This is a genomic window from Nostoc sp. WHI, assembly GCF_015714725.1.
Classification (GTDB): domain Bacteria; phylum Cyanobacteriota; class Cyanobacteriia; order Cyanobacteriales; family Nostocaceae; genus Nostoc.
In genome coordinates, this window is record NZ_WBKM01000179.1 from 1 (window position 1) to 24797 (window position 24797).

Annotated in this window: 30 protein-coding genes and 2 pseudogenes; 8 read left to right on the forward strand and 24 right to left on the reverse strand. The window is 39.0% G+C overall.

The window, feature by feature from the left end:
• Window positions 1-59: 59 nt before the first annotated feature.
• From F8S12_RS18045 to rsmH, 3 genes are all read right to left on the reverse strand, one after another.
• Window positions 60-1289, reverse strand: a complete 1230-nt coding sequence (locus tag F8S12_RS18045) for a tetratricopeptide repeat protein (RefSeq protein WP_196517508.1) — start codon at window positions 1287-1289, stop codon at window positions 60-62.
• A gap of 141 nt (window positions 1290-1430) precedes the next feature.
• Window positions 1431-2426, reverse strand: coding sequence for an endonuclease/exonuclease/phosphatase family protein (locus F8S12_RS18050; RefSeq protein ID WP_196517509.1), 996 nt, complete (start codon window positions 2424-2426; stop codon window positions 1431-1433).
• A gap of 215 nt (window positions 2427-2641) precedes the next feature.
• Window positions 2642-3520 (reverse strand): 16S rRNA (cytosine(1402)-N(4))-methyltransferase RsmH, encoded by an 879-nt coding sequence (rsmH, locus tag F8S12_RS18055; protein ID WP_196517510.1) that lies wholly within the window; start codon window positions 3518-3520, stop codon window positions 2642-2644.
• 234 nt (window positions 3521-3754) lie between these two features.
• On the opposite strand from rsmH, the gene F8S12_RS18060 reads away from it, so the two are divergent.
• A complete protein-coding gene (locus tag F8S12_RS18060) occupies window positions 3755-4939 on the forward strand; it encodes an NAD(P)H-quinone oxidoreductase subunit H (RefSeq protein ID WP_196517511.1) in 1185 nt (394 codons plus the stop codon).
• Window positions 4940-5102: 163 nt separating this feature from the next.
• On the opposite strand, the gene F8S12_RS18065 is transcribed toward F8S12_RS18060, so the two are convergent.
• The 11 genes and pseudogenes from F8S12_RS18065 to F8S12_RS42375 form a co-directional block, all read right to left on the reverse strand.
• Window positions 5103-5678, reverse strand: coding sequence for a Uma2 family endonuclease (locus tag F8S12_RS18065; RefSeq protein ID WP_196517512.1), 576 nt, complete (start codon window positions 5676-5678; stop codon window positions 5103-5105).
• Between the two features lie 146 nt (window positions 5679-5824).
• Window positions 5825-6166, reverse strand: a complete 342-nt coding sequence (locus F8S12_RS18070) for a XisI protein (protein ID WP_196517513.1) — start codon at window positions 6164-6166, stop codon at window positions 5825-5827.
• A gap of 60 nt (window positions 6167-6226) precedes the next feature.
• Window positions 6227-6559 carry a type II toxin-antitoxin system PemK/MazF family toxin gene (locus tag F8S12_RS18075; RefSeq protein ID WP_196517514.1) on the reverse strand — a complete coding sequence of 111 codons (333 nt, stop codon included), beginning with the start codon at window positions 6557-6559 and terminating at the stop codon, window positions 6227-6229.
• On the reverse strand, window positions 6543-6761 hold the full coding sequence (locus tag F8S12_RS18080; RefSeq protein WP_230968087.1) for a hypothetical protein: 219 nt from the start codon (window positions 6759-6761) through the stop codon (window positions 6543-6545). Before F8S12_RS18080 ends, F8S12_RS18075 begins: the two co-directional genes overlap by 17 nt.
• The gene (locus F8S12_RS18085; RefSeq protein WP_196517515.1) at window positions 6748-6918 is read right to left on the reverse strand and encodes a hypothetical protein; all 171 of its coding nucleotides are present in this window, start codon (window positions 6916-6918) and stop codon (window positions 6748-6750) included. Before F8S12_RS18085 ends, F8S12_RS18080 begins: the two co-directional genes overlap by 14 nt.
• Window positions 6919-6960: 42 nt before the next feature.
• Window positions 6961-8181 carry a hypothetical protein gene (locus F8S12_RS18090; protein ID WP_196517516.1) on the reverse strand — a complete coding sequence of 407 codons (1221 nt, stop codon included), beginning with the start codon at window positions 8179-8181 and terminating at the stop codon, window positions 6961-6963.
• The gene (locus tag F8S12_RS18095; protein ID WP_196517517.1) at window positions 8169-8597 is read right to left on the reverse strand and encodes a hypothetical protein; all 429 of its coding nucleotides are present in this window, start codon (window positions 8595-8597) and stop codon (window positions 8169-8171) included. Before F8S12_RS18095 ends, F8S12_RS18090 begins: the two co-directional genes overlap by 13 nt.
• A gap of 319 nt (window positions 8598-8916) precedes the next feature.
• A complete protein-coding gene (locus F8S12_RS18100) occupies window positions 8917-9228 on the reverse strand; it encodes a HigA family addiction module antitoxin (RefSeq protein WP_196517518.1) in 312 nt (103 codons plus the stop codon).
• A gap of 129 nt (window positions 9229-9357) precedes the next feature.
• Window positions 9358-9693, reverse strand: coding sequence for a XisI protein (locus tag F8S12_RS18105; protein ID WP_196517519.1), 336 nt, complete (start codon window positions 9691-9693; stop codon window positions 9358-9360).
• Complete coding sequence (locus F8S12_RS18110; RefSeq protein ID WP_196517520.1) at window positions 9681-10100, reverse strand: XisH family protein; 420 nt, start codon at window positions 10098-10100, stop codon at window positions 9681-9683. Before F8S12_RS18110 ends, F8S12_RS18105 begins: the two co-directional genes overlap by 13 nt.
• Before the next feature lie 114 nt (window positions 10101-10214).
• Window positions 10215-10427, reverse strand: a pseudogene (locus F8S12_RS42375) (cobaltochelatase subunit CobN); the annotation flags it as partial.
• 300 nt (window positions 10428-10727) lie between these two features.
• On the opposite strand from F8S12_RS42375, the gene F8S12_RS18120 reads away from it, so the two are divergent.
• A complete protein-coding gene (locus F8S12_RS18120) occupies window positions 10728-10919 on the forward strand; it encodes a hypothetical protein (protein WP_196517521.1) in 192 nt (63 codons plus the stop codon).
• 112 nt (window positions 10920-11031) lie between these two features.
• On the opposite strand, the gene F8S12_RS18125 is transcribed toward F8S12_RS18120, so the two are convergent.
• From F8S12_RS18125 to F8S12_RS18160, 8 genes are all read right to left on the reverse strand, one after another.
• Window positions 11032-11613, reverse strand: coding sequence for a deoxynucleoside kinase (locus F8S12_RS18125; RefSeq protein WP_196517522.1), 582 nt, complete (start codon window positions 11611-11613; stop codon window positions 11032-11034).
• A 110-nt stretch (window positions 11614-11723) separates the two neighbouring features.
• On the reverse strand, window positions 11724-12569 hold the full coding sequence (locus F8S12_RS18130) for a viperin family antiviral radical SAM protein (protein WP_196517523.1): 846 nt from the start codon (window positions 12567-12569) through the stop codon (window positions 11724-11726).
• Between the two features lie 245 nt (window positions 12570-12814).
• Entirely contained in the window at window positions 12815-13126 is a 312-nt protein-coding gene (locus F8S12_RS18135; protein WP_196517524.1) for a HigA family addiction module antitoxin, read from the reverse strand.
• 79 nt (window positions 13127-13205) lie between these two features.
• Window positions 13206-13484 (reverse strand): type II toxin-antitoxin system RelE/ParE family toxin, encoded by a 279-nt coding sequence (locus F8S12_RS18140; RefSeq protein WP_196517525.1) that lies wholly within the window; start codon window positions 13482-13484, stop codon window positions 13206-13208.
• Between the two features lie 63 nt (window positions 13485-13547).
• Entirely contained in the window at window positions 13548-17534 is a 3987-nt protein-coding gene (locus F8S12_RS18145) for a magnesium chelatase subunit H (RefSeq protein ID WP_196517526.1), read from the reverse strand.
• Between the two features lie 533 nt (window positions 17535-18067).
• Window positions 18068-19216: an ATP-binding protein gene (locus F8S12_RS18150; RefSeq protein ID WP_196517527.1), complete on the reverse strand. Its 1149-nt coding sequence runs from the start codon at window positions 19214-19216 to the stop codon at window positions 18068-18070.
• Window positions 19207-19521, reverse strand: a complete 315-nt coding sequence (locus F8S12_RS18155) for a hypothetical protein (RefSeq protein ID WP_196517528.1) — start codon at window positions 19519-19521, stop codon at window positions 19207-19209. The genes F8S12_RS18150 and F8S12_RS18155 overlap by 10 nt, the downstream gene beginning before the upstream one ends.
• 6 nt (window positions 19522-19527) lie before the next feature.
• Complete coding sequence (locus F8S12_RS18160; protein ID WP_196517529.1) at window positions 19528-19905, reverse strand: hypothetical protein; 378 nt, start codon at window positions 19903-19905, stop codon at window positions 19528-19530.
• Window positions 19906-20105: 200 nt separating this feature from the next.
• Here F8S12_RS18160 and F8S12_RS18165 point away from each other — a divergent pair, with 200 nt between their 5' ends.
• The 3 genes from F8S12_RS18165 to F8S12_RS18175 all read left to right on the forward strand — a co-directional run bounded on the left by F8S12_RS18165 (window position 20106) and on the right by F8S12_RS18175 (window position 21088).
• Complete coding sequence (locus F8S12_RS18165; RefSeq protein WP_196517530.1) at window positions 20106-20594, forward strand: helix-turn-helix transcriptional regulator; 489 nt, start codon at window positions 20106-20108, stop codon at window positions 20592-20594.
• Window positions 20595-20646: 52 nt separating this feature from the next.
• Window positions 20647-20817 (forward strand): DUF4258 domain-containing protein, encoded by a 171-nt coding sequence (locus F8S12_RS18170; RefSeq protein ID WP_196517531.1) that lies wholly within the window; start codon window positions 20647-20649, stop codon window positions 20815-20817.
• A gap of 73 nt (window positions 20818-20890) precedes the next feature.
• Window positions 20891-21088 (forward strand): DUF2283 domain-containing protein, encoded by a 198-nt coding sequence (locus tag F8S12_RS18175; protein ID WP_196517532.1) that lies wholly within the window; start codon window positions 20891-20893, stop codon window positions 21086-21088.
• Between the two features lie 83 nt (window positions 21089-21171).
• Here F8S12_RS18175 and F8S12_RS18180 read toward each other — a convergent pair.
• Window positions 21172-21890, reverse strand: a pseudogene (locus F8S12_RS18180) (Rpn family recombination-promoting nuclease/putative transposase); the annotation flags it as partial.
• Between the two features lie 10 nt (window positions 21891-21900).
• On the opposite strand from F8S12_RS18180, the gene F8S12_RS18185 reads away from it, so the two are divergent.
• The 3 genes from F8S12_RS18185 to F8S12_RS18195 are packed head-to-tail and all read left to right on the forward strand — an operon-like array spanning window position 21901 to window position 24169.
• A complete protein-coding gene (locus F8S12_RS18185; RefSeq protein ID WP_196517533.1) occupies window positions 21901-23184 on the forward strand; it encodes a lipid-A-disaccharide synthase in 1284 nt (427 codons plus the stop codon).
• Window positions 23185-23210: 26 nt separating this feature from the next.
• Window positions 23211-23585, forward strand: a complete 375-nt coding sequence (locus F8S12_RS18190) for a hypothetical protein (protein ID WP_230968088.1) — start codon at window positions 23211-23213, stop codon at window positions 23583-23585.
• Window positions 23586-23587: 2 nt separating this feature from the next.
• Window positions 23588-24169 carry a hypothetical protein gene (locus F8S12_RS18195; RefSeq protein WP_196517534.1) on the forward strand — a complete coding sequence of 194 codons (582 nt, stop codon included), beginning with the start codon at window positions 23588-23590 and terminating at the stop codon, window positions 24167-24169.
• A gap of 29 nt (window positions 24170-24198) precedes the next feature.
• Here F8S12_RS18195 and F8S12_RS18200 read toward each other — a convergent pair whose 3' ends face one another.
• Window positions 24199-24585 (reverse strand): hypothetical protein, encoded by a 387-nt coding sequence (locus F8S12_RS18200; RefSeq protein ID WP_196517535.1) that lies wholly within the window; start codon window positions 24583-24585, stop codon window positions 24199-24201.
• Between the last annotated feature and the right edge of the window lie 212 nt (window positions 24586-24797).

Sequence of the window (24797 nt, forward strand, 5' to 3'; positions counted from 1 at the left end):
TTATTTGTTATTCTCCTTCTTTTCCCCACTCCCCACTCCCCACTCCCCACTCCCTTTATTCAATTCGTTCGAGTGTTAATTTTTTGGATTAGCTGATCAATTCGCTCAACCATTTCCTTGTTTTCCTCAGTTTGGAATAACTCTCTGGCTTTTTTAAGATTGAAAATCGCTTCTTCTAGCTGTTCTTCTCTTCCGAGAGTGATTCCCAAATTATAGTAAGTGAATGCATCGTTGGGTATGAGGCTAATGGCTTTTTTGTAATGTGCGATCGCTTCTTGTGGCTTACCCTGATCGTCCATAGCATTTCCCAAACCTGTGTAAGCTTGTGCATGTTTTGGATCAAGGCGAATCGCTTCAGTATAGTTGGTGACTGCTTCTGCTAGCTTACCTTGGGCGTAGAAAGCACTTGCTAAATTATAGTGAGCGTCTGCATATTTGGGATTGAAGCTAATGGCTTGCTTATACTCTGCGATCGCTTCTTTTAATTTGCCTTGAGCATACAGAGCATTTCCCAAAGCATTATAACCTGCTGAGTTTTTCGGTGCAAGTTTAATAGCTACTGTATATTCTGCAACTGCTTCTGCTGGTTTTCCCTGAGCATATAAGGCATTCCCTAAATAATAGTGAGCATCTGCATAATTGAGATCAAAGCTAATGGATTTTTTGTACTGGGCAACTGCTGCTGCTAGTTTACCTTGATCGTATAGAACATTTCCCAAACGCGTGTAAGTTGGCGCATAATTAGGTTCAAGGACAATCGCTGCTGTATATTCGGCCGTTGCTTCTGCTAGCTTACCTTGAGCGTACAGAGCATTTCCTAAGTTATAATGAGCCTTGGCATATTTTGGATCAAGGCTGATGACTTTATTGTATTGTGCGATCGCGGCTTCTAACTGATTGAGTCTTGCGAAAGTCAAACCCAAATTCAAGTATGCTTCGGAATCATTTGGATCGAGGTTAATGGCTTTTTTGTAATGTGCGATCGCTTCTTGTGGTTTGCCTTGATCATCGAGAGTATTTCCCAAGGCAATATAAGCTTGGACAAATTTGGGTTCTAGTTCAATTGCTTTCCGAAAAGCTGCCTCTGCTCCTTTTAAATCTCCTTGCGTTTGGAGATTCATTCCTTGCTCAAAATTAGCAACTGCCTTTTTATTCTGAGGAACTGCTACCTGAGCAGAGTCTTGACTTTTTGATAAAACAATGCCTACATCTCTACCAAAGGCAGTATTGGCATTGCTCAAACACAAACAGAGAATAGCTGCTGCCAGTAGATTCTTGTTTCTCAGCATTTTTATTACTTTAATTGCAAGGTTTCCAGTGACCTTACTCTAGTTTAGCCTTGTGTTTTTAGATAACTTTATTTATTCTGCAACAAAATAATGCAGAAAGATATAATCTGTTACTTAAAAAATTCAATAATCTAAAATTAGTTACAAATCAAAAATTGCGATGATTGGAGCGTGGTCTGAACCTGGTTTTCCTCGTCTTAAGTTTGGGTCATCATTGACAGAGGGTAGTGCATCCATAGCATCGATATGGCTGTCCACTTCTGGCAATTTACGCGGCTCACCAGGCAGGAGTTCTTGACTAACAAAAATATGGTCTATTAACTCCTTGTTGCTCTGATAAATACGCGAATATCGTCTCGGTTCAGCAATCAAAGGAGCTAAGTTAAATAGCCTTGTATCATCTCCTTTATCTGACCGCTTAAACCCAGTTGTGCCAATCTCGCTGCCACCTGGGCCTTGAAGAATTTGAGTTGTGGCAGCAGATGACACATCATTCAAATCTCCTAGAATGATCAGACCTTGGTTGGCATTGTTTTCTAATAGCTCATTTGCTTTAATACGCAATGCAACTGCTTCTGCTGTTCGCCTTAAAAGTGCTAATCCAGCAACTCTGGCACGTTCATTTTCGTCTTTGGGAGCAAATCGGGGACGATTTGTTGTTGAGGGAAAAGTTAACAGCTTAGATTTTAAGTGTGCATTAATGAGATGAATAGAAATATCTGGTTTTGGTTTAACAAGAATTCGGAGAGCGCCTCGACCCATGCGGGTAATTTCAGTCGAATTCCCTTCAGTATCTTGACTGAGCAATTTGGAAAAGCCACCTTGAGGAAAATCTACTAATTCCTCATGCTCTTCAATGACTAATTTTGAAAGAAAGCCAACGCGGATTCCCCGAATATCTGGGGATGTAGATACATTACTATGTGGGTAGCGTCCCTGTAACTGTGCTACTAGTTCTTCAAATGCTTCCAGATCACCAACTTCTTGGACGGCTAGCACATCAGGATCAAGATCCAGGATTACATTAGTTAAGCTTTTCAGCTTTTGTGTGTATTCTTGTTGCGTTTTGGGATCAAAGTTGTTACCCAAAGAGAAGAGATTCTCTAAGTTCCAAGTCATGACCTTAAATGTAGCCATACTTGCCCCAAATTATGATAAACGACTTTTTGTACTGAGCTTATCTGTACAAAGTTATCTTAACAGCAAGGTTTATTTTTTAGCATTAATCTTTACTAAGTTTCAAAAGTTAATCAAGCTGTTTGTTTAAAAATAATTAAGGGTTTTTTATTACTCTGCTTAAATAAAAATCACAAACCTTTTTTGTCATTAATTTTTATTAACACTAATAATCCTTACTCCTGCCTTCTCTCTGCTATTCTGAGTTTGGCCGATCGCGATCGCGGATTATTCCCAATCTCATCTTCTAATGCAATAATCGGCTTTTTTGTCAAGACCTTTAACAAAGGTAAATTTCTTAACCCATGCTTTACCGGGCGATCTTCTAAACTGTGAAAACTGATAATCGCAATTCTGCCACCAGGGACAAGGGCATTTGGCGCTTTATCCAAAAAGGTTTCCAGAGATTTTAATTCGTCATTAACGACAATTCGCAAAGCTTGAAAAACACGGGTAGCCGGGTGAATTCTACCATAACGGTATTTAGGGGGAACTGAAGAAGCGATCGCTTCAGCCAACTCAACAGTCGTGTGCAACGGACGACGTTCTACAATGCGACGAGCAATGCGCCGCGATAATCTCTCTTCACCGTACTTAAAGAAAATGTCTGCTAATTCTGCTTCATCCCAATTATTGATCACATCAGCAGCAGTTAGCGATCGCCCTCGATCCATTCGCATATCCAAATTCGCAGCTTGGCGAAAGCTGAAACCCCGTTCTGGCTGATCTAAATGGTAAGAACTCACCCCCAAATCGGCTAAAATACCATCGAAAGTATTAGGGGTAAACTCGTAGTCAGCAAAGTTGCTATGAATAAATTGTATGCGATCGCTATATTCAGCTAAATTCTTCTGCGCTGCCGCCAAAGCATCTTCATCTTGGTCAATTGCCGTTAGCCGCACATCCGCAGCCGCTTCTAAAATCAGACGACTGTGACCACCACCGCCTACCGTCGCATCTAAATAATGCCCACCTGGACGCACCGCCAAACCTTCAATTACCTCTCGCCCCAATACTGGCACATGAAAAAATTCCTGCGCCTCAAGTCCCTGCATATCAAGCTTCCATATAATAGTTGAAGAAGTGCAACAAAATGAAACATCAAGTAAAATCTCTCCTCTGTCACCCCCTCTCCAACATACCCCTGTCTGGGCAATACATCTAGATGCAAGTTTGTAAGTCCTTACTACAAACTCTTTATTACTAGCGTGGCAGACAAGGTAAATTGGGTGTAGTTAGCACCTGCGCGGTTGAATTCAATATTTTCACGAACGGAGAACACAAAATCTATGACCAGACTAGAAACCCGCACTGAACCTATGGTGCTAAACATGGGGCCACACCACCCCTCAATGCACGGGGTTCTGCGGCTAATCATGACTTTGGATGGCGAGGATGTCGTTGACTGTGAACCAGTCATCGGCTACTTGCACCGGGGAATGGAAAAAATTGCCGAGAACCGCACTACTATTATGTACGTCCCCTACGTCAGTCGGTGGGACTATGCTGCGGGAATGTTCAACGAAGCCGTCACTGTTAACGCCCCAGAAAAGCTTGCAGGTATCACAGTCCCCAAACGCGCTAGCTACATCCGCGTCATCATGCTGGAGTTGAACCGCATTGCTAACCACTTGCTGTGGTTTGGCCCCTTCCTGGCTGACGTAGGCGCTCAAACTCCCTTTTTCTACCAATTTCGGGAACGGGAGATGATTTATGATTTGTGGGAAGCCGCTACAGGCTACCGAATGGTGAATCACAACTACTTCCGTGTTGGTGGGGTAGCAGCCGATTTGCCTTACGGTTGGGTAGATAAGTGTCTGGAATTCTGCGACCACTTAATACCCAAAGTTGATGAGTACGAACGCTTAGTAACTGATAACCCCATTTTCCGGCGACGTGTTGAAGGTATTGGTACTATCACCCGTGAACAAGCAATTAACTGGGGACTTTCTGGCCCAATGTTACGCGCATCTGGCGTAAAATGGGATCTGCGGAAAGTTGACCATTACGAATGCTACGACGATTTCGACTGGGACGTGCAGTGGGAAACCGTCGGTGATTGCTTTGCGCGTTATGTGGTGCGGATGCGGGAAATGCGCGAATCTGTAAAGATTATTCGCCAAGCAATTAAAGGACTTCCTGGCGGCCCTTACGAAAATCTGGAAGCCAAACGCCTTGCCGCAGGTAAAAAATCAGAGTGGGACGCATTTGATTATCAATACATCGGCAAAAAAGTTTCTCCCACCTTCAAGATGCCCAAGGGTGAAATCTACTCTCGTGTAGAAAGTGGCAAAGGTGAATTGGGAATTTATTTGGTTGGCGATGATAACGTCTTTCCCTTACGGTGGAAGATTCGCGCTGCGGACTTCAACAACCTCCAGATTGTCCCACATTTACTGCGCGGAATGAAGGTTGCAGATATCGTGGTGATTCTCGGCAGTGTTGACGTAATTATGGGTTCTGTGGATAGGTAGAAAATTTCTATTCAAGTACTTTCTAGAGCAGTTGTATGGTGCAACTGCTCTATTTTCTTAGGAGAGGGATAAATAGAATAAGAGTAGGTCTAATAATATAGAATTATAATCTTCAAACTGTTAGTGCTTCTAAATTTGTCATGACTCTTGTTTTGTTATTCAGTTACCAAATCGCCTCAAGGTTTAAAATAAACCCCTGTAAAACATCTTCTCCTGACAAAGTAACAGGCGATTCCAACACCTCAACTTCTTGGTCTTGCCGATAAATCTCCACTTGCCGCGATTTCCGATTAATTAACCAACCCAAACGCACACTATTATCTATGTATTCCCTCATCTTTTCCTGAGCAACTTTCAAATTATCACTTGGCGAAAGTAACTCAACAACAAAATCAGGACAAAGTGGTATAAATTTTGTTTGTTGTTCTTGAGTAAGTGCATTCCAGCGTTCCAGTCTCAACCAAGAAGCATCAGGTGAACGGTCTGCACCATTGGGAAGTTTAAAACCTGTAGAGGAATCAAAGGCGATACCCAGTTTATTTTGCTCATTCCAAATCCAAAGTTGAGCAGTTAGCCCAGCATTACGATTTCCGGTTTCTCCCCCCGTTGGTGGCATGATAATTAGTTCTCCAGTTGCAGTGCGTTCAAATCTCAAATCGCGGTTTGCTTGACAAAGCTGGAAAAACTGCTCATCTGTCAATTCCAGCACAGGTTTAAGGTTGACTGTTAGGGCATTCATAAGCAGGATAGGCAATGAAGCATAGAGGTTACACTTATTTTATGATGGCATTATAGAAAGCGATCGCTTGTTGTGGAAGAGTGAGTACGATCACTTTGCAGAAAATCTCAAAAACAAAGCGATCGCCTGGGTAGAACAATAATTTACTAAGCTGTTGCAAATTCTGTAAATTTTCTCACATCTGGAGGCTGAAAAGCTAACACAATATCGCTGCTACTTACACCTAACTTCATTAATTCAGTCGCTATTCCTTCTTCTGTCCAGTCTTCTTCTATGAAAATTTTTTCATTCTTAATACGAATATGAACATGGGTATATTTAAGTCTTTTGCTACCTTGCCAATCTACAGTTAACCAGAGATAATGATCGTAATTCTCATCAAACACTAAACAATTTTCAGCAATTTTATCAGGTGATTGACGAGATAAATTATCATATTGAGTTAGCACCTGTTTAATTAACTCTCGATATCCTATTAATTTATCCATAAAGTAATTTCCTCCCTTTCATTGTTAAAAACAATACTCAAGTTTGCGAAGTTGTCAATACTATGAAAAGCCCAACCAACACCGCAAAGATTGCTCTAAAAGTTCAGCATCATCATCAGCTAACTTACCAATCACTTTGACAACTAAGCTTTTATGCACTGTGTATAAACCTCTCTTGACTGCTGTAGCCACGTTTAGCCCTGCTGCTGCCCATTCAGACAAGACAAACTCACCTTCTAGCAATGCTCCAGTTTTGCTCGTCAAGGGCGTGATTAAAATGTCTTGAGAAACGTGTGGCACACTTACAACAACAGCAGGTCTAACTTTTGAACTGGACAAATCTGAAAAAGGATACTGAACCAAAATGATGTCATTTTTAGAGTAGTTCGGCATAGACATCATCCTCAGCGTTATCCCAAACTGATGAGAGTGATGTTTGACTGGTTTGAAACCAAAATTCAGTTTCATCATCAGGAAGCAGCGTCACTAACACTCTTGTCCCTTCCGGTAATTCCTCTGACTCCAGCAATTCAATTTTTCCTTCCCTAACAGTAGCCCAAAGCGTTTTTAGCATATCTGTTTTATGAATAGTCATGCTTTAATTTTATGCTTCGATAGTTGATGAGGAGCGATCGCCTTACAGAAAACCTCAAAAATAATGCGATCGCTTTACAGAAAACCTCAAAAATAATGCGATCGCCTCTGAGACTTCCAAAATTGCGCCTCCTTGCATTTACAACGAGATTTTGCATATATCCACTTTTTGAAATAAGTAAATTATATAATTTTTATGTTTATCTATTATTCTTATTAGTTCTTTTCTCTTTATACTGAATACCCATAACTTTGTCTTCTTGTTTAATGAAATAATCATGATTAAAAGAGTAAATTTCCAATCTATCTTCATAGATAACGTGAAGATGATTTTCATACCTAATTGAACGAGGGTAAACTCTCCAACGAACTACAGGCTCATAAAAATTTATAATTTTTTGATCGCTACATAAAACAGTTAATGATTCATCATATTCTACAATCACGCCAAAATAAGCAGTGCCAGCACTAATTACTTTACCTGTAATTGAATCATTTGAAAAATTTTCCAACAATGAAAAAGCATCTTGATTATCATTAGAGACTTTTGACTGGGTGTAGTGAACAACATCAATACTATTAGTATTAGCCATATAGATTTTCTCTTGGCAACCCCAGCTAAAACCTGATTTTTGAAATACTTCTGTATCAGGAATGATTCTTTTAAAACCCCTATTTCTGCTTTCGATATTACTGCTTTTATTGTTATCCCAGCCAAAAGCTGCAAGAAAGCCTGAGGAAACATAAGAGGAAATATATAAGCTTGCAAAAGCCCAATTTACTAACGAAGAATGCCTATCACTAACTCTGTAAACTTTGTTATCAACTTCTTCAAGACCAAGTGATTCAATTCCATAGCTATAGTTATTAAGATGTAGTTCAAAAGCACCTTCATCTCCTGCTGCCATACCTATGGTATTTTTTGATGCACTAATTGATAAAAGCGGACAATCCCACAGTTTTTGAGAACGTGTACTAACACCATATTTTGTATGCTGACGGTGAATAGCACTAGCAATTAAGCCCGAATCGGTAATCACAAACAAGGTGTTATTATAAATTTCTGTATCAGTAGGTAAATCATTAGCAATATTATCCTGTCTGGAATATTCAAATTTTCTTAGTTTTTTATTTGATATTAACAAATTTTTAGCTGATAACTTTTTAATTTTTTTTAAAAGTAGATTTTTAATTTCTGAATCATTTAATATCGGCTGGTTATTTAGCTTATATAAATAATCACCTTCTATAAAAGCACTTTTTACAAGAATATCATCTATTTGATCCTTAAAAATTGAACTGATGATGTCATCCCAACGATACACACCTACAGAACCATCCATATACCACAAATAAAGCCGATTTCTATATATTTGACAATCCCAAAAGTCACCTTCAATTATGAGTTTTAAAGGTTGCATTGTTTCCCACTCCGTATTTTTGTGATATGATGCTTGGCGATTATTCCGTCGTTTCTCCAAATTTGCAAAATTTTTGTAGAAGGTCTATCTTGTTGATTGTTCTGGTAGTCAGCAGGATGGCCATGCCACTCTTTAGTTTGACTATCATCTCTAAATTTGGCTATTTTTAAAGGTTCTTGTAATAGCGATAAACCAATTTGTTCTAATTTACCTATTTGATTCTGCTTAATTCCCCAACCTGTTTTTTCCTCCAACCAACCTTTTGAAAGAGCTAATTGAAAACAAGTAATTTCTTCATCTTGTGTAATAGTCCATATAGATTTGTTAGGATTTCCACTTCTTCTATGAGAAGGGTTGATTTTATAGGATATTTCCTTATTATCTGTTTTCAAAGAAGCATTACCATTAAAAGTCATTGAGAATTACACTCTATTAATTAAATGGTATGCGTAAAATTACTATGTAATTGCTTTTAATAACGTATAATTTATTATAAATTAACAAAAATAGAGCAAACTAATGCTCTGTCATAAATAGAAAAATAAATGACTATCCTGGGTTGTACAGTTATATTGTGTTTTATTTAGATACACCATTAATGAATCTCTTTCTTCCTTTGTGCCTACCCTACGGGAACGCCTAATGACGAATGCGTGAGATTTAAAAATTTGGTTCATTTACATGAAAATTTCTGTAAATTTCAATTATTCAAAAAATAATTCTTCACAATTTCTTCTAAACCAATGTCATAACTTGCTCATATTCTTCTTTATGGCTTTGCAAAGCATCCCAAAGATCAACTTTTTGCTGAAGATTAAGCCAAAGTCTTGGGCCATTTCCTAAAGCTTTACCAAGACGTATTGCTATATCTACTGTAATTGAGCTTTGACCATTAATAACTTCCTGAATTGTTTGATTAGATACTCCTAAAATATCTGCAAAATTTGCGGTATTAATATCTAAATCATCTAAAATATCTGCAATTACTTCGCCAGGATGTATTGGTTTTACTAATCTATCATCAGTAATATCTTGCCAATTATCCATAATTAATACTTCTTACTTAATAATTTGGTTAACCTTATTTAGCATTGTCTAGCCCATCAATATCATATTAACGCAGTAGTTGGGGGTTAACATTCATTAAGTAGTACTTGGAGATTTTCAAAATATCTCCTAACTCACTGCATATTCTGTAAACTGTCTCATAAAAGGAGACTGAAAACCTAACACAATGTCTTCCTTGGGAACTCCCGCAGCTACCAAATTAGCTGCAATATCATCTTCTGTACCATTCCACTGAAGCCAAATTTTCCCATTTTTAATATCAATATGAATAATACAACTATGTACCCAGTCTTGACCTTCCCACCCTACATGAACTATTTGATAATGGTCACGTTCTGGATCAAAAATTGTTTCAACTTCTATGTTGCCGTTAGCTGGTTTTTGCTCACTATAATCATGTAATATCTGTTGTACAAGCTGGCGATATCGAGTTAATTTATCCATTGGAAAATCACCTCTTGCTCTACATCATAGATCAGCATTTTAACTTGATTTTCTGCTATCATCTCTTTGGGGAAATCAAGTTGAAAAAATGTTTTATAAGTTGTTAAAGGTACTGCTAAATACAAAACACGCTCCGGTTGCCGCCGTCGTAATGCACCTCTATAATTAATAAACTGTCCTAATGCTGTATGAAATTCTGAAATAGCAGACGACCTCTCTAAAAAACTTTTGACTTCGACTGCAATTTTTTGTCCTTCACGTTCTGCTGCAATCAGCTTTTGGGCGGCTAAATCAATCGAAAGGTTAACTCCTCCCAAGCTCATTGTGAGTGGATCGTGAGTAATTTGCCAACCATCTTTGTGTAAAGCTGTTTTGACAACTTCATGAAAGACATGTTTAGCAGACATACATATCTATAATTATATATTTGATTTTCATTTAGCCGCATTCCATACAATTTGTCAAAACCGTTTTTTATGTAGGGACGTTTTATAAAAGGTCCCTACATTTATGATTAGGGATTATTCAATCCCTTCAATCCGGTCTTCAACTTCTTGGTACAACTCGCGCAGACGATCTAAATTCTCGTCGCTAGTCTTTCAATAACAGCGTCCATTCACTTCCAACAAAGTTGATACAATCTTGCGGAAAGAATGGGGATTGAGGTTCAGCAACCGTTTCTGCATTTCTTCATCTTTGATGAAGGTTTCGTTAGTATCCTCATAAATCCAGTTATAGCAGTGGACAAAGCCGTTAGGACAAGTCGGCGGTAGACACCTTCAACAAGCGTACATTGTGAATTGATTTTTGTCCTAAGCTTCCTGTCCGTTGCTATATCTATAGCGCCAATGGAAGAGTGAGCGATCGCCTTGCAGAAAACCTTAAAAATAAGGCGTAGACGCGTAGCGGCTTGTCGTTAGACATCGCCTGTTGTGGAAGAGTGGTGCGTTAGCGTAGCTCACCGTAGGTATCGCCTTTCAGAAAAGCTCAAAAATAAAAGCGATCGCTTGTTGTGAAAGAGTAGTGCGATCGCTTTGCAGAAAACGTCAAAAATAAAGCGATCGCTTGTTATGGAAAAGTGTGCGATCGCCTTTCAGAAAACCTCAAAAACTAAGCGATCGCTTGTATGGAAGAGTGAGCGCGATCGCCTTGCAGAAAAACTCAAAAACAAAGCGATCGCCTTTATGGAAGATGTGCGATCGCCTTACAGAAAACCTCTAAAATAAAGCGATCGCCTGTTGTGGAAGAGTTAATGCGATCGCCTTGCAGAAAACCTCAAAAACAAATGTTGTGAAGGAGTGAGCGATCCCCTGTTATAGTGATATTCACAGCAAGTCCCTAAGTTTCAGCAAGAATTGCATCTCTGATTATTTTAATATTCATTTGTAAATCTTGCTCTAATTCATTAGAAATTTTTTTCATTTTACCGAATAAATTATCATAACCGTCATTTAAGGATAACTCATAATAACAACTATAAAGTTTATCTATATCAAGAGAGTTATCAATATTACTATCCCTTTCTTCAAGTCTTCTTTTCACCTCTTTCTTAGAAGCGCTAATTAAAAATGTCATTGTTGGGCAGACAATATTCATTTTTTTGATAATATTGAGCATTAAATCATTATTTTGAGGATTAGCCAAATCTACATGAGTGATAAAAGTAGAATATATGAATCTATCAATCACATAAATTTTATTTTCGTCAGCCGTTTTTACAAAGTAACTATTTGAACAAATAAAGAATATAAATCTTTCAAAAATATCAGCATCCCAAAAATCTTTTATCATGCTTGTAAATGGACTGACTGGGGATTTAATAAATTCAATATTGCTTTCATTTTTTAAGTCCTCTTTCAGATTTTGCCAAAGAGTTGTCTTTCCCGAACCATCAATTCCCTCAAAAACTATTAGTTTCATGTTTATAAAGCTTATATAGCGGCGTGCAGTTGAGTGAGATACAAAAACAAAAACTTGGCTGAAATGATTTTACAGTAGGGACTTTGGTGTTCTCATTGAATCGATAACCGCTATAATGATATATATCTTTGATTGAATTTAATTTTATCAAATACAATTTGCTCAAAAGCTTTTTCAGTCCCTTGCTCCAAAATCCTCTCACTATAGATATAACCTTTATCATTTTCCGAGTTTTGATAAAATCTTCCCAAAGGATCAATCATAATGTAGGACTCTCTCATATCATCATTATTCTCAGCAAAAACAAGTGTGCCTACTTTTTTATAATGAGTTTCTATAAAGTACTGATACTGCTCGTCGGTAATTCCAATTGTGTTGGGTTGGATAGGTAAAACTTTAAATATTTTCCACCTATCAGGATTAAGTTCATTGATTGATATGCTCATGTCCTCTTGCCAATTATGTCTATTGACTACAGTATTGATTTTTAATTTGCAGGGTAGTTTATTCAATTCTTCTATAAACTGTCTTATGTTATAATTGGGTTTATTTTTTGTATATCGCCCTATTTTGTGATTAGTTTCTGAATTAAAAGAATCGATGCTTATCCCTACCATTGATATTTTTTGAAATAAATTACTTATTAAACTCGCTTTTAGAAGACTACCATTTGTGATAATGGATACTTCATAGCCAATATATAAAGCAATATCAACTATGTCAATTAAGTTTGCAACGAGAAGAGGTTCCCCTCCAGCAAAATTTAATCTAATAGATTTGAATGATTTTCTAAAATACCTGAATACATCCTCCAACATTAACTTCACCGAATCAACATTTCGATGTAATTCAGTGTTAAATTTTTCTTCAAGCCCATATTTGGCAAAACAAAACTCACAAGAGTAATTGCAACGTTCTGTTAAATGATAATTTATAACCAAATTTCTCATATCCATTTTTAGGAACCCCTAACTTAGCGCTTAAGTTCTTTTTAAGCTTTACACTTTAAGTATTCCCACAAATGAATCTGAATTAGCGATCTAATTAAACCTTTACATAAGTTTACACAGTTCGGTTTAATTGTGTCTACCTACTTACAACTTGCGTAGGCAATCCAAATTATCGCCGCTAGTCTAATGTGCCTCATACGTTATTGGTTATGTATAAACATTATTCAAAAAATAATTCTTCACAATTCCTTCTAAACCAATGTCGTGACTTGCTTATATTCTTCTTTATGGCTTTGCAAAGCATCCCAAAGATCAACTTTTTGCTGAAGATTAAGCCAAAGTCTTGGGCCATTTCCTAAAGCTTTACCAAGACGTATTGCTATATCTACTGTAATTGAGCTTTGACCACTAATAACTTCCTGAATTGTTTGATTAGATACTCCTAAAATTTCTGCAAAATTTGCGGTATTAATATCTAAATCATCTAAAATATCTGCAATTACTTCGCCAGGATGTATTGGTCTTACTAATCTATCATCAGTAATATCTTGCCAATTATCCATAATTAATACTTCTTACTTAATAATTTGGTCAACCTTATTTAGCATTGTCTAGCCAATTAAGATCATATCAACACAGGACTTAATGATAATCTTCAAGATTGACATCATAAGCATTACCATCTTCAAACCTAAAAGTTATACGCCAGTTTGCTGATACCTTAATTGACCAAGTTCCTTTCCTGTCTCCTTTTAATTCATGTAAATCATAACCCGGTAATTTAATATCTTCTACAATTAACGCTGAGTCTATAACTTCAAGTCTGATTCTAATTTTCTTTTCTAAGTTTACAGGAACTCCTTTATTAAAATTTTCTCTAAATAAATTTTCTAATGCTTTCTTTTGAAATGTTTGAATCATTTATATTTCATTTTTTAACCTTATCTCGTTGTTAAGGCAGGCTTTATGCCTGCCTATGTATTCCTATTCTATCCCTTCAATCCGGTCTTCAACCTCTTGGTACAACTCGCGCAGACGATCTAAATTATCCTCGCTAGTCTCCCAATAACCGCGTCCATTCATTTCCAACAAAGTTGATACAATCTTGCGGAAAGAATGGGGGTTGAGATTCAGCAACCGCTTCTGCATTTCTTCATCTTTGATGAAGGTTTCGTTAGTATCCTCATAAATCCAGTTATCCACAGCGCCAGCAGTCGCACTCCAACCTGTTGTATTCACCAACCGCTTGGAGAGTTCGCGCACACCTTCGTAACCGTGAGATAGCATCCCCTCGTACCATTTGGGATTTAACAACTTAGTACGCGCATCCAAACGCACGGTTTCTGATAATGTCCGCACTTGGGCGTTAGCTGTGGTTGTATCTGCAATATAAGATGCTGGTTTTTTACCATCACCGCGTAGACTTGCCACAAGCTTAGTAGGATCTGAATCAAAATAGTGGGAAACGTCCGTTAAGCTAATCTCGGAAGAATCGAGATTTTGGAAAGTTGCATCAGCAGTTTTCAATGTACTTTCAAAAATCTGCCGGGATTCGTCCATGATTCCGGGGTTATCGGAATTGAAAGAGAAGGATTTTCGGTTGAGATACATTTCCTGCAACTCGGCTTCGCTATCCCAAGTGCTGTTTTCTACCGCCAAGTTGATATTTGACGAGTAGGAACCAGAAGCATTGGAAAAGACGCGTGTCGCTGCTTGACGCAGATTAATCCCCATTTCTTCAGCTTGTTGCAAAGCGTGTTTGCGAACAAAGTTCATATCTAAGGGTTCATCCGCCTCAGCTGCCATTTTCACCCCTTGGTCTAGCAGGTTCATTTGATTGATGAACAAGTCGCGGAAGACACCGGAACAGTTGATTACTACATCAATTCTGGGTCGTCCCAACTCTTCTAGAGAGATCAATTCCAATTTGTTCACCCGTCCCAAGGCATCGGGAACCGGACGCACGCCCACCATCCACATAATTTGTGCTAGGGATTCGCCGTAAGTTTTGATGTTATCGGTTCCCCAGAGGACACAGGCGATGGTTTCTGGCCATTTACCTTCGTTTTCTGACTTATTGCGGATTAAAAGCCTGTCTACGACGATTTTGGCTGATTGGATTGCTGCTGTTGTTGGGATGGATTGCGGATCTAAAGCATGGATATTCTTACCCGTGGGCAATACATCAGGGTTGCGGATGGGATCACCACCAGGGCCAGGTAGGATGTACTGGCCTTCTAAGCCTTTGAGTAATGCTCCTAGTTCGTTGTCGGCACAAACTTGCTGGAGGCAGAATTCCAAATACTCAAATAGGGGTTTGAGTGTGGCTGTGTCAACTTTGGGATAACCTGCTTTATGCAATGATTCTACCCAAGGCTCTTTTTTCCCCATGTTGAAGAAATTCAACCGGGAAACTAGAGAAACTCGCCCTTCTGCGTCGATTTGCTCTTGGACAAGGGCGCTAACTGCTGCACGGGTTGCCAAGGTGATATCTTGCAATAACTGGACATCTTCTAAAATGCCTCGATCGCTAGTTTGGTAAATATCGTCAATGTTACGCCCAATGCTGTTAGCGATAATTCCCGGCAAGCCTTGAAGTCCTTCTTCCTGACGATCTAGACTAGCAATGTTCACCAGAGTTGCGATCGCTTCTTCTGCACTTGGCGGTTTACCAATGACGTGCAACCCACAAGGCAATAACCGCGACTCAATTTCCATCAACTTGCGGTAGACGTTGCCAACAATATTATCGCGATCGTCGGCACTCATGTCTCTGGCATCGGTTTCTGGCAGGTTAATATCCTTATCCAGATTCACGATCCGGCATTTATCCATGATGCTGTTGACAATGGAAACACCGCGTCCACTATCTTTTAAGGTTTGGTAGGAAGCAATCAACTCGCTGAGTTCCTTCAAACCTTTATACAAACCTGCATTTTCTGCCGGCGGTGTCAAGTAAGAAATTGTTTCGGCATAACTCCGACGTTTGGCAATTGTCGCCTCACTCGGATTATTCGCTGCGTAGTAATACAAGTTGGGAATTGAGCCAATTAAGTTATCTGGATAACAATCACCAGACATCCCCATCTGTTTACCTGGCATGAATTCCAAGGAACCATGTGTACCAAAGTGCAGCACTGCATCAGCTTTCCAAACTTGCTCTAGGTAAGTGTAGTAGGCAGCAAAACCGTGGTGAGGACTCGCTGAACGGGAGAATAACAGCCGCATCGGATCGCCTTCATAACCAAATGTGGGCTGTACACCGATGAAGACGTTACCAAATTGCTTACCATAAATCAGCAGGTTTTGCCCGTCGCTGTTGAGATGTCCGGGAGGTGGGCCCCAGTTTTCTTCTAAACGTTGAGAGTAAGGGGTCAGTGCCTCATACTCAGGAACCGACATTTTATAAGCAACGTTGAGTTCAGGGCTGTTGTACTGCGCTTGGGCGTCGTGGATGACTTCTTGCAGCAGCGCTTCGGCAGATTCTGGCAATTCTGGCAAGTCGTAACCGTTATTTTTCATTGCTCTCATCACCTCGTAGATGGAGCCGAATACATCCAAGTAAGCGGCGGTTCCGACGTTGCCTTTATCTGGCGGGAAGCTGAAAACGGTGATGGCAACTTTTTTATCCAGCTTCGGCTTGCGGCGGAGGTTAGCCCATTTTAAGGCGCGTTCGGCCACAGTTTCAACCCGATCGCGCAGTGCGATCGCTTTCCCTGTTATCCCATCCCTACCTGATAATACAATCGGCTCAATTGCCCCATCCAATTCGGGAATTGCAATTTGCAAAGCTACTTGAATTGGATGTAACCCTAAATCGCTATCCATCCACTCTTCTGTGGTTTGGAAAACTAAGGGTAATGCCACCATGTAAGGACGGTTTAACCGTTTGAGCGCCTCAATTGCTTTGGGATGATCTTGTCTGGCTGGGCCACCTACTAAAGCAAAACCAGTCAGCGAGATCACTGCATCTACTAACTGTGTGTTGGTATTTGGTTCGTAGAAGTAGGCATCCACAGGTTTGGAGAAATCCAAACCACCGGCAAAAACAGGTAATACCCGTGCGCCTAGTGCTTCCAACTCTTGCACCATTGCTACATAATGGGCATCATCCCCTGTCACTAGGTGAGTGCGTTGCAATACTAATCCAACACAAGGAGCTAAGGGATCTTTGAGATCATTAGAAATATCCTTGCGAGATGTATACCAATTGAGGTACTCTCTAACATCCTCAAACATATTGGGAGCCAAAGGATGCCAAATCCCTAAATCGGGATAAACCACCGGCTGTTGATATGTAGAAGGTGCAAAATTTTGTTTCTCTAAACCTTTAAATACGTATTTATCAGCTAGCATCAACAAGAAGTTTTCCAGGTTTTCTGGAGAACCACCTAGCCAATACTGAAAACTGAGCATGAAATTTCGGGCATCCTGTGCTTTTTCCATTGGTAGGAACTTCAGCACTTGCGGTAGTGTTCGCAAAAGCTTTAGCATCCCATCTTGGAATCCCGCACCTGATTTTTCTTTACGTTTCCGCATGAATTGCGCGATCGCACTTTTTGACTGACCCAACTGTGCTAGAGAAAAGCTGCCCATTTTACTTAGGCGCATGACTTCTGGCATGGAGGGAAAGACAACGGAAACGTCTAGATGCTCGCGGTGTGGTTCTACTGCTGCTACTACTTTCTGTGCTAAGTCTTCGATGAAAATGAGGGAAGCGATGAAGATATTCGCACTCTCAATTTCTCGTTTGAACTCCTCATAGTTCTCTGGGTCGCGGAGTTCCTCAATCAAGTACCCACTAATTTCAATCGCCAAGTTAGGATTGTTCGCGTTAATCGTGCGAACAGCTTGCGACAATGCACTCTGGTACTGAGACTCTAGCACGACATAGACCACCTTGATTAAATTACGTCCGCGTAAGTCATCAGGCGCAATGTGTCTAATGGTGGACTTGACGTGTGTGAACATGCTTCTTCGGCTCCTTTGATGCGTGTTCTCTACTGGAAGTTATTGGCGGCATCAGCCGCCAAAGGTTACTTCTAAATCTTTAGGCAATATGTGTTTTCTATCAGAAAACACTTACCCACTGGGCATTTTATCGTCTATCTGACACAAATCGATATAAAAAACGAAATATTTCTTTGTAATTATTTACTGTGTATAAAAGTAATTACTCACACTAATGTAAATTTTTTGTAATATTATTTTTAATAGTTAAATAGTTATTTAAAGATACTATTTACAAAACAAAACCCGCACAAGCGGGTTGATTAAGTATTTTTTACAGTGCGATCGCAGCTTTTGTGAGTCTAGCCTTAATCTTCTAGGGTAAGGGAACTTTGGCGTATCCTCCGAGGAAGCAAGCTACGCATAGCACAAAGCATTGGCTAGAGAAACCGGATTTATTTCAGATTAAATTTAGAGAATCTCAACACTATAAAGTAAAACCCCGATTTTTTTGAGGAGAATGAGCTAACAGATTACTTACTTTCTAACTTTTTTTAAGATAGAGCTTCTTTTAACTGCTGGCTAATTTTTTCTCTTGTCTGTGGAGATAAATCATCTGATTGCAAAATATTAATTCTCGCTGATTTAATTCTATTAATTGAGTTAAGTAAATCACTTAGCTCAACAGAAAGCTTGTCTTTTCTTGCTACTCTCATTGCAGCATCGATAATGGCATTTTTGATGTCTCTTCCGCAAACATCTTCAACTTTAGCCAGTCTTTCAGGAGAAACATCTGCTGCTAGTGGCATTTTTGCGGGAAAATGCCTTTTCCAAATTTCTATTCTACACGCGAAATCTGGCATTAAAAAATGTACATGACGCACCCGTGTTTCAAACGCTTTATCATAGTTTTCAACTAGATTCGTACAAAAAATTACAACTCCACTAAATCGTTCCAGACAAATTAATAATTGACTACGCATTGAATTGATAGCTTGTTCTGAACCTTGCGTTACATTTGTAAGTCGCTTGGAAAGTAAAGAATCAGCTTCATCAATAAATAGCAAAGCATTATCTCGTTCTGCTGCGAGAAAAATTGCCTCCAGATTCTTCGGTCTTTCACCGTGATACATACTCTCAATTTGAGCATAGCTAGCAGCTAAAATTGGTCGTTTGATTTTAGAAGCTATTGCATGTGCAGATAAAGTTTTTCCCGTACCTGGTGAACCGTAAAAATTTAATGCAGTCCGGGGAAAAGGTTCTATTTGTCTCAAACCCCAATCATCAAAAACCTTAGCCTCTAACTCAATTAAGTCAACTGCTAGCAAAAGGTCATCTTTCACTTCTTCGGTGATGACTAACTGTTCAAAATCAAATAGTGGTTGTACCGCTTTATATTTACCAGCACGTTCTTCAACTGACAAATCATTATTATTTGACTTTTGATTATTAGCTTCGGTTTTTTTCGTAGAATTTTCTTCACCTATATTTCTTGCTTCCGAAGCCGTCGTAAGAATGATATTGATTTTCTCTAAACTTGTTTCATCAACTAATTTATTTACAGCATTCAAAATTCGAGAACGAAAAAGAGCAGCAATATCTTCAGGGACATTATTGGGGATACCCTGGATTACGACATTTTGAGATACTTTCATTTGACAAATACCAATTTTTTTAAAACTTGTGTCTGATTCTATTGCCAAATAACAACTTCACTTCCTCGGTGAGCATCCCTAATATCTGAATCGAGTTTATCATACTTAACAGTACGTGTTTCTACAGCATCACCAGTTTTCCTATTAAAAATACCCTGAATAACAGCATTTTCTCCACTATCTAGTTTCGTTTTGATAGTTGCAGCTACATTATTAGGTTGAGTAGCAATATCTTCATAGTCTTGAAACCAATCAACAACTATTCCCCAGGTAAGGTAAGCACAATACACAATTTCACAAACCGCCATTGCACATATTACACCACCAATCAAAAGTGAAATTGGGTCAAACATACTTTTTTACTCCACAATAATTAAATCTTTATTACCAAAAATATCTCGCAATTCTTCATCAAGTTCTCTAGCAACTAATTGACGACCATAGGGTTTTCCATTAGTTTGACAAAGAACATTATTATAACTATCAAGAAAAACTTGAGCTAAATAATAACCTTGTTGGTGATGTTGCTTTAGAATTGCTCCCTTTTTAACTTCTGGGTCGGATGGTCGCTCTGTCACAAAATACTTGACTGCATTTTCATAGGTCATGACAGACACGACTTCCCGCACCTTACACAAGTCTTGTAACCATTTATTGAGATTAAAGATTATGGATGGAACAAAATCATCAACGCTTTTCTGTTTAGGTAACTCTTTAGATAACCAATCCGGTAACATCAGTTAATTCCTCTCATGTTCTCATGCAAAATTTAATGATCCGTCAGGTTTAACTTGATTAATTAATTACTGAGCGATGTGTATGTTTTATTGCTCATATATCAGTATGTTTTAACTAAAAGCTAATTATCCACTAGCTACCATCAGGGATAATGGTAAGATTACATCAGGAAATGTAAGGCAATATTCAAAATTTGATTATGGCATCCAGCAATGAACCCTTTATGCAAGCAGCGAATAGCTGGGACTTGGAAACCCTTTACTCCGATTTGTCATCAGTGAAAGGTAAGCGTTTGACACCAGTGGAAAAGCGACACTTGCGGGGTTTGCTTTGTGGCTTCAGTCCGGCTGAAATCGCTGAGAAACTGGGTAAAAATGGGAAGGGTGTAGAAACTGACCTCTGTGCAACTATATATAGGTATGTAAAAAGTCTGCTGGATAAGTCTGATGAAAAGTTAGAAAATTGGCGAAATATTTCTGAATGGCTTGATGATGCAGGGTATAAAAATCAGTCGATAAAGGTTCCAGGTTTAGATTTATCGCCCGATAAAACAATTGTTAATGTAACTAATATAAATATTGATAAGAATCAATTAGTTATTGGTATTAAAGTTTGCATTCCTACTTCGGAAAATCCAGATTCTTTGGAAGATGAATTAAATAATTTAGATAATTATAAAAATAATTAGTATTTATCTTCTGCCTAAATCAGACCATACTTGATGAGCAAACAGAATAAAAATGAAGTATAAAATTTCTCGTCATGCACAGACAGAGATGGAGCGAAGAAATATATCTCAATCTTTAGTTGAATCTGTTCTTAATGCTCCTGGGCAATTAGTCTTAGAAAAGTCTACCAGTCAAAAATTGACTTTGGTCGTGGGAAAACATTCTGACTGCGCGTTATCGTAGTAGATGATATTGACCCAGCAGTTGTAATAACCGTATATAAAACTAGTAAGATTGAAAAATACTGGAGAGAAATATGAAAATTACCTATGACGCAGAAGTAGATATATTAAGAATTATATTGAGTGATGTACCCATAGAAGATAGTGATGAAGAAAAGCCAGGGGTAATTTTAGATTACGATGAAGATGGAAATATTATCGGGCTAGAAATATTAGACGCTTCCAAAAGAATCGATAATCCACGTTCCCTAGAGTATTCGATTTCTACATAATAGACGCTGGAGATGGATTATACAAATTTCAAAAAAGAATGCGACAGATGCATTTGTAGGGGTGGGGTTCCCCGCACTTTATGTCACTCAGCTTGATTATGGTTCGTTTGAGCCTCTAATTGTTGAACTTGCCCGACAGTTAAACCAGTAACGCGGACAATTAATGCGATCGCAACTCCTTCATTGAGCATATTTGTTGCAATTTCCTGAGCTTTTTGTTCTAAACCTTGTTCTAAACCTTGTTCCAGCCCTTCTTGCAGAATATCTTGATAAATTACAGATTCGCGCATCATATCACTCCGCAAAATTCTTTTAATTACGTCTTTATTTAATACTAACCCTAAGCTTTTACTGCTGTTGATGCAGCAACATTACTGCGGATTCGGGTATCGTTGATTGCCTCAATAACTTGGGCGACTTCTTCTAAAGTTCGCGTTTGATCGTTGGTTTGACTTAAAGCTGCAAACGGTAGCAAACCCGGAGAATTGAAAAATACTTCGGTTGGCTGTTCCCAAAGTCGGATGACTTCAAATCTGTGCAGGCTGTTTTCTAGAACAAATTCTGTTTGGTAAACTAACTCAGAATCAGTTGGTTTTAGATAAATTACCACCTGACGCATTCGCTTATGGGGAAATTTTCGATATGCCCGTAAGCGATAATCATTCATCCGAAAGGGAATATCGGCTTTAGGTGTGGTTTGAAATTCAAGATGGAGGACAAGTTCATCCGACTGCAACAAAATTAGTGCATCGGCGCGGATGGGTTCGAGGGATAATTCAGAAGGACTCAGTTCGGTGAGTGACCATTAACTAATGACTAAAGTAGATATTCTCATCCTATCAAATGGCCCTGGAGAGGTAACAACCTGGGTGCGTCCAGTGGTGAAGGCGTTGCGGCAAGAATTAGGGGATGACCATTCTGAGGCGAGGATTTCTGTGGTATTATCGCCTTGCCCAAATGCCAGTGGTAAAGAAGCAGCGATCGCTCTTTCTTACCCAGAAGTAGACAGAGTTCAGGGAGCAGAGCATTTTTGGCAATTTTTGCTTTGGGGCAAAACATTTGAGAATTGGGACTGGAGAAGTCACGGTGTAGTTGTCTTCCTCGGTGGAGATCAAATTTTCCCCGTGATCATCGGCAGAAAACTAGGATATCGCACAGTTGTTTACGCCGAATGGGGAGCCAGGTGGCATAACTGGATTGACCGTTTTGGAATCATGAAACCCGAAGTTGCTGCTCGTGTCTCCCAAAAATATGCCCATAAATTTACCGTCGTGGGCGATTTGATGGCAGAAGCAGCAGGGGAGAATCTAGATTCAAATTTCCCTCTCTCTATCACTCCATTACTCAAAACTGAATTAATTGGTTTACTGCCTGGATCAAAAGCGGCAAAATTAGCCCAAGGAGTACCATTAACTTTAGGCATTGCTGAATACGTTCACGCAAAAAGGCCCCAAACCAGATTTGTGATTCCTGTAGCCCCAACTTTAGATTTACAAACTTTAAGTACTTTTGCTGATCCTCAAAAGAATTCTATTGCTGAAATTTTTGGCTTTGGTGGTGCTTCCTTAATTGTCTCTGAGGAGGCTAGAGGTAAAGCATTCCTCAAAACAGCATCGGGCTTAACTGTGGAACTGTGGCAAGAAAACCCTGCCTATCACTTATTATCTCAGTGCTGTATCTGCTTAACTACGGTGGGGGCAAACACTGCCGAACTCGGTGCTTTAGGAGTGCCAATGATTGTTTTGCTGCCAACGCAGCAACTTGATGCCATGCGTTCTTGGGATGGTTTACCTGGATTATTGGCAAATCTGCCAGTAGTAGGTACGCCTTTTACCAACGTGATTAATTGGTTATTCCTGAAATTTGTGAGACGCAAAGGTTTATTAGCATGGCCAAATATTTGGGCACAAGAAGAGATCGTGCCAGAACTTATGGGTGAACTTCAACCGCAAGAAATTGGAGAAATGGTTTTAGACTTTTTGGCTCATCCAGAAAAATTAGAAAATATTAGAGCCAAGTTGCGAAGTGCGAGAGGACAAAGCGGTGCAGCAGAGAAGATAGCTACTTTAGTTAAAGAAGAAATAGAAAGTTTTTGAATTTTGCATAGTAGTGAGTCAATCTTTTGTCTGTAAATTCCTATCCAAATTTTTTTGGAACCTTAATTAATCAAGAGTGTGATGTTGAGCTTGAAAAGCTGGATATTATTAAAAAGCATATTAATCAATTTGATCAATTTTTACCTACCCAAAAAATGATTGAGAGACTTCACCAAGCTTTAGATTTGGGACAAAAAATTTCTGGGGCTGATGCTAGTTTCTACTTTCATGAACTCAAAGAAGCGGCACTCATGGAACAAGGATATGATTGGTATACAGCCCATCCTATGGCGATCGCAAATTATGGTGTGTCACCGTATAGCTTGTATCATCCTGAAGTAATTAAGGCTTATCCAGAAGATTTCAATAAAAATTGGAGAAAAGCTTGGGGAATTGAGTAACTATGAAAGCACTTGATTTAGGCTTAACAGGAAAAGCTCGTATTTGGCAGGATGAACCATTGTGTTTTCCTGGTGACTATCGACCTGTTCTTTATCCTATAGTGGATGAAAAAATAGAAACAATACTTGATAACACAAAACCTGGTTCACTTTTTCTAAGAGAAGTCATGATGGAGATATTAGCACCTTTAGGAGCTAGATTTTTGTATGGCTGCTTAGGTGCTATTTTTGAGCCAAACAATTCTGGTAAGTTGATATTGAAGGTTAGTATCTCTACTGAATTGGAGCGCCAACTTAACACTTCTCTTGCATCATCGTTAGATTTAGTGAGAGTTGGCATAAATGAAGAGTACGCTTCTAGTGTTGCTGATGGGGCAAAATTGAAACTTCAAGAAACTGGTATTAGCAATATATTCGGCTCTGGCGACATTTCTTTTAGATCGGGTGCTTTTGGTGAAATAGGCTCTTCGAGAGCTTTTTTTCGAGATATAGCTTATGCAGTCATTGAAGTAATGGTTAGAGACAAGGCACAATCTGATGATACCAAGTCTCCTTTGAGAAAGGTTCTCGAACAATCTTGGTAAATTGCAGATTGATTGGCAATTAGATGAGTTTAATCTGAAGATTCTCCATCCCTGCGCCCTAGTTCATAAATGCCGGTGCCTACACAAGCTAATATACCTGTACTAATTCCCCAACTCTCACCTAAACTGATTTCTAGACCCCAGTTACATAAAGCACCAACTACCAAAAAAGGCGCGATGCTAAATAATGAGGCGTAGAAAGCGTTTTGGGATTCTCTGGCTTTACGAGTCTTTTCAAATTCTGTTTTGCTGGTGTAAAGCGATCGCTCGGCGAAGTTAAACCAGCGATTGAGTTGCTCGATTACCCATTCACCTACTCTGGAAAAACCTAGATATAATGCTAATGACCACAAACTCGCTCCAGCGATCGCGATCGTATCTAACTCAAAGCGGAAAGGCAAAATTTCAGTCAGCATGGCTTGGGGGGAATCCTGCAAAGGGTGAATTTTAGCTTTTAGTAGATGCTAAATAAACCTCTTCAGCAATTTTAAGCATAAACGTCAACAAGATTTCAACTGTTTGGCAACTCTTTCGCTCCTAAGCCGACTCTATCTAACTTGCTAGCTGAGTGCAGAGTTTTATTGGGTAAAATTTTTTGGCAGCTACCAATGCATTTATTTACGTTACT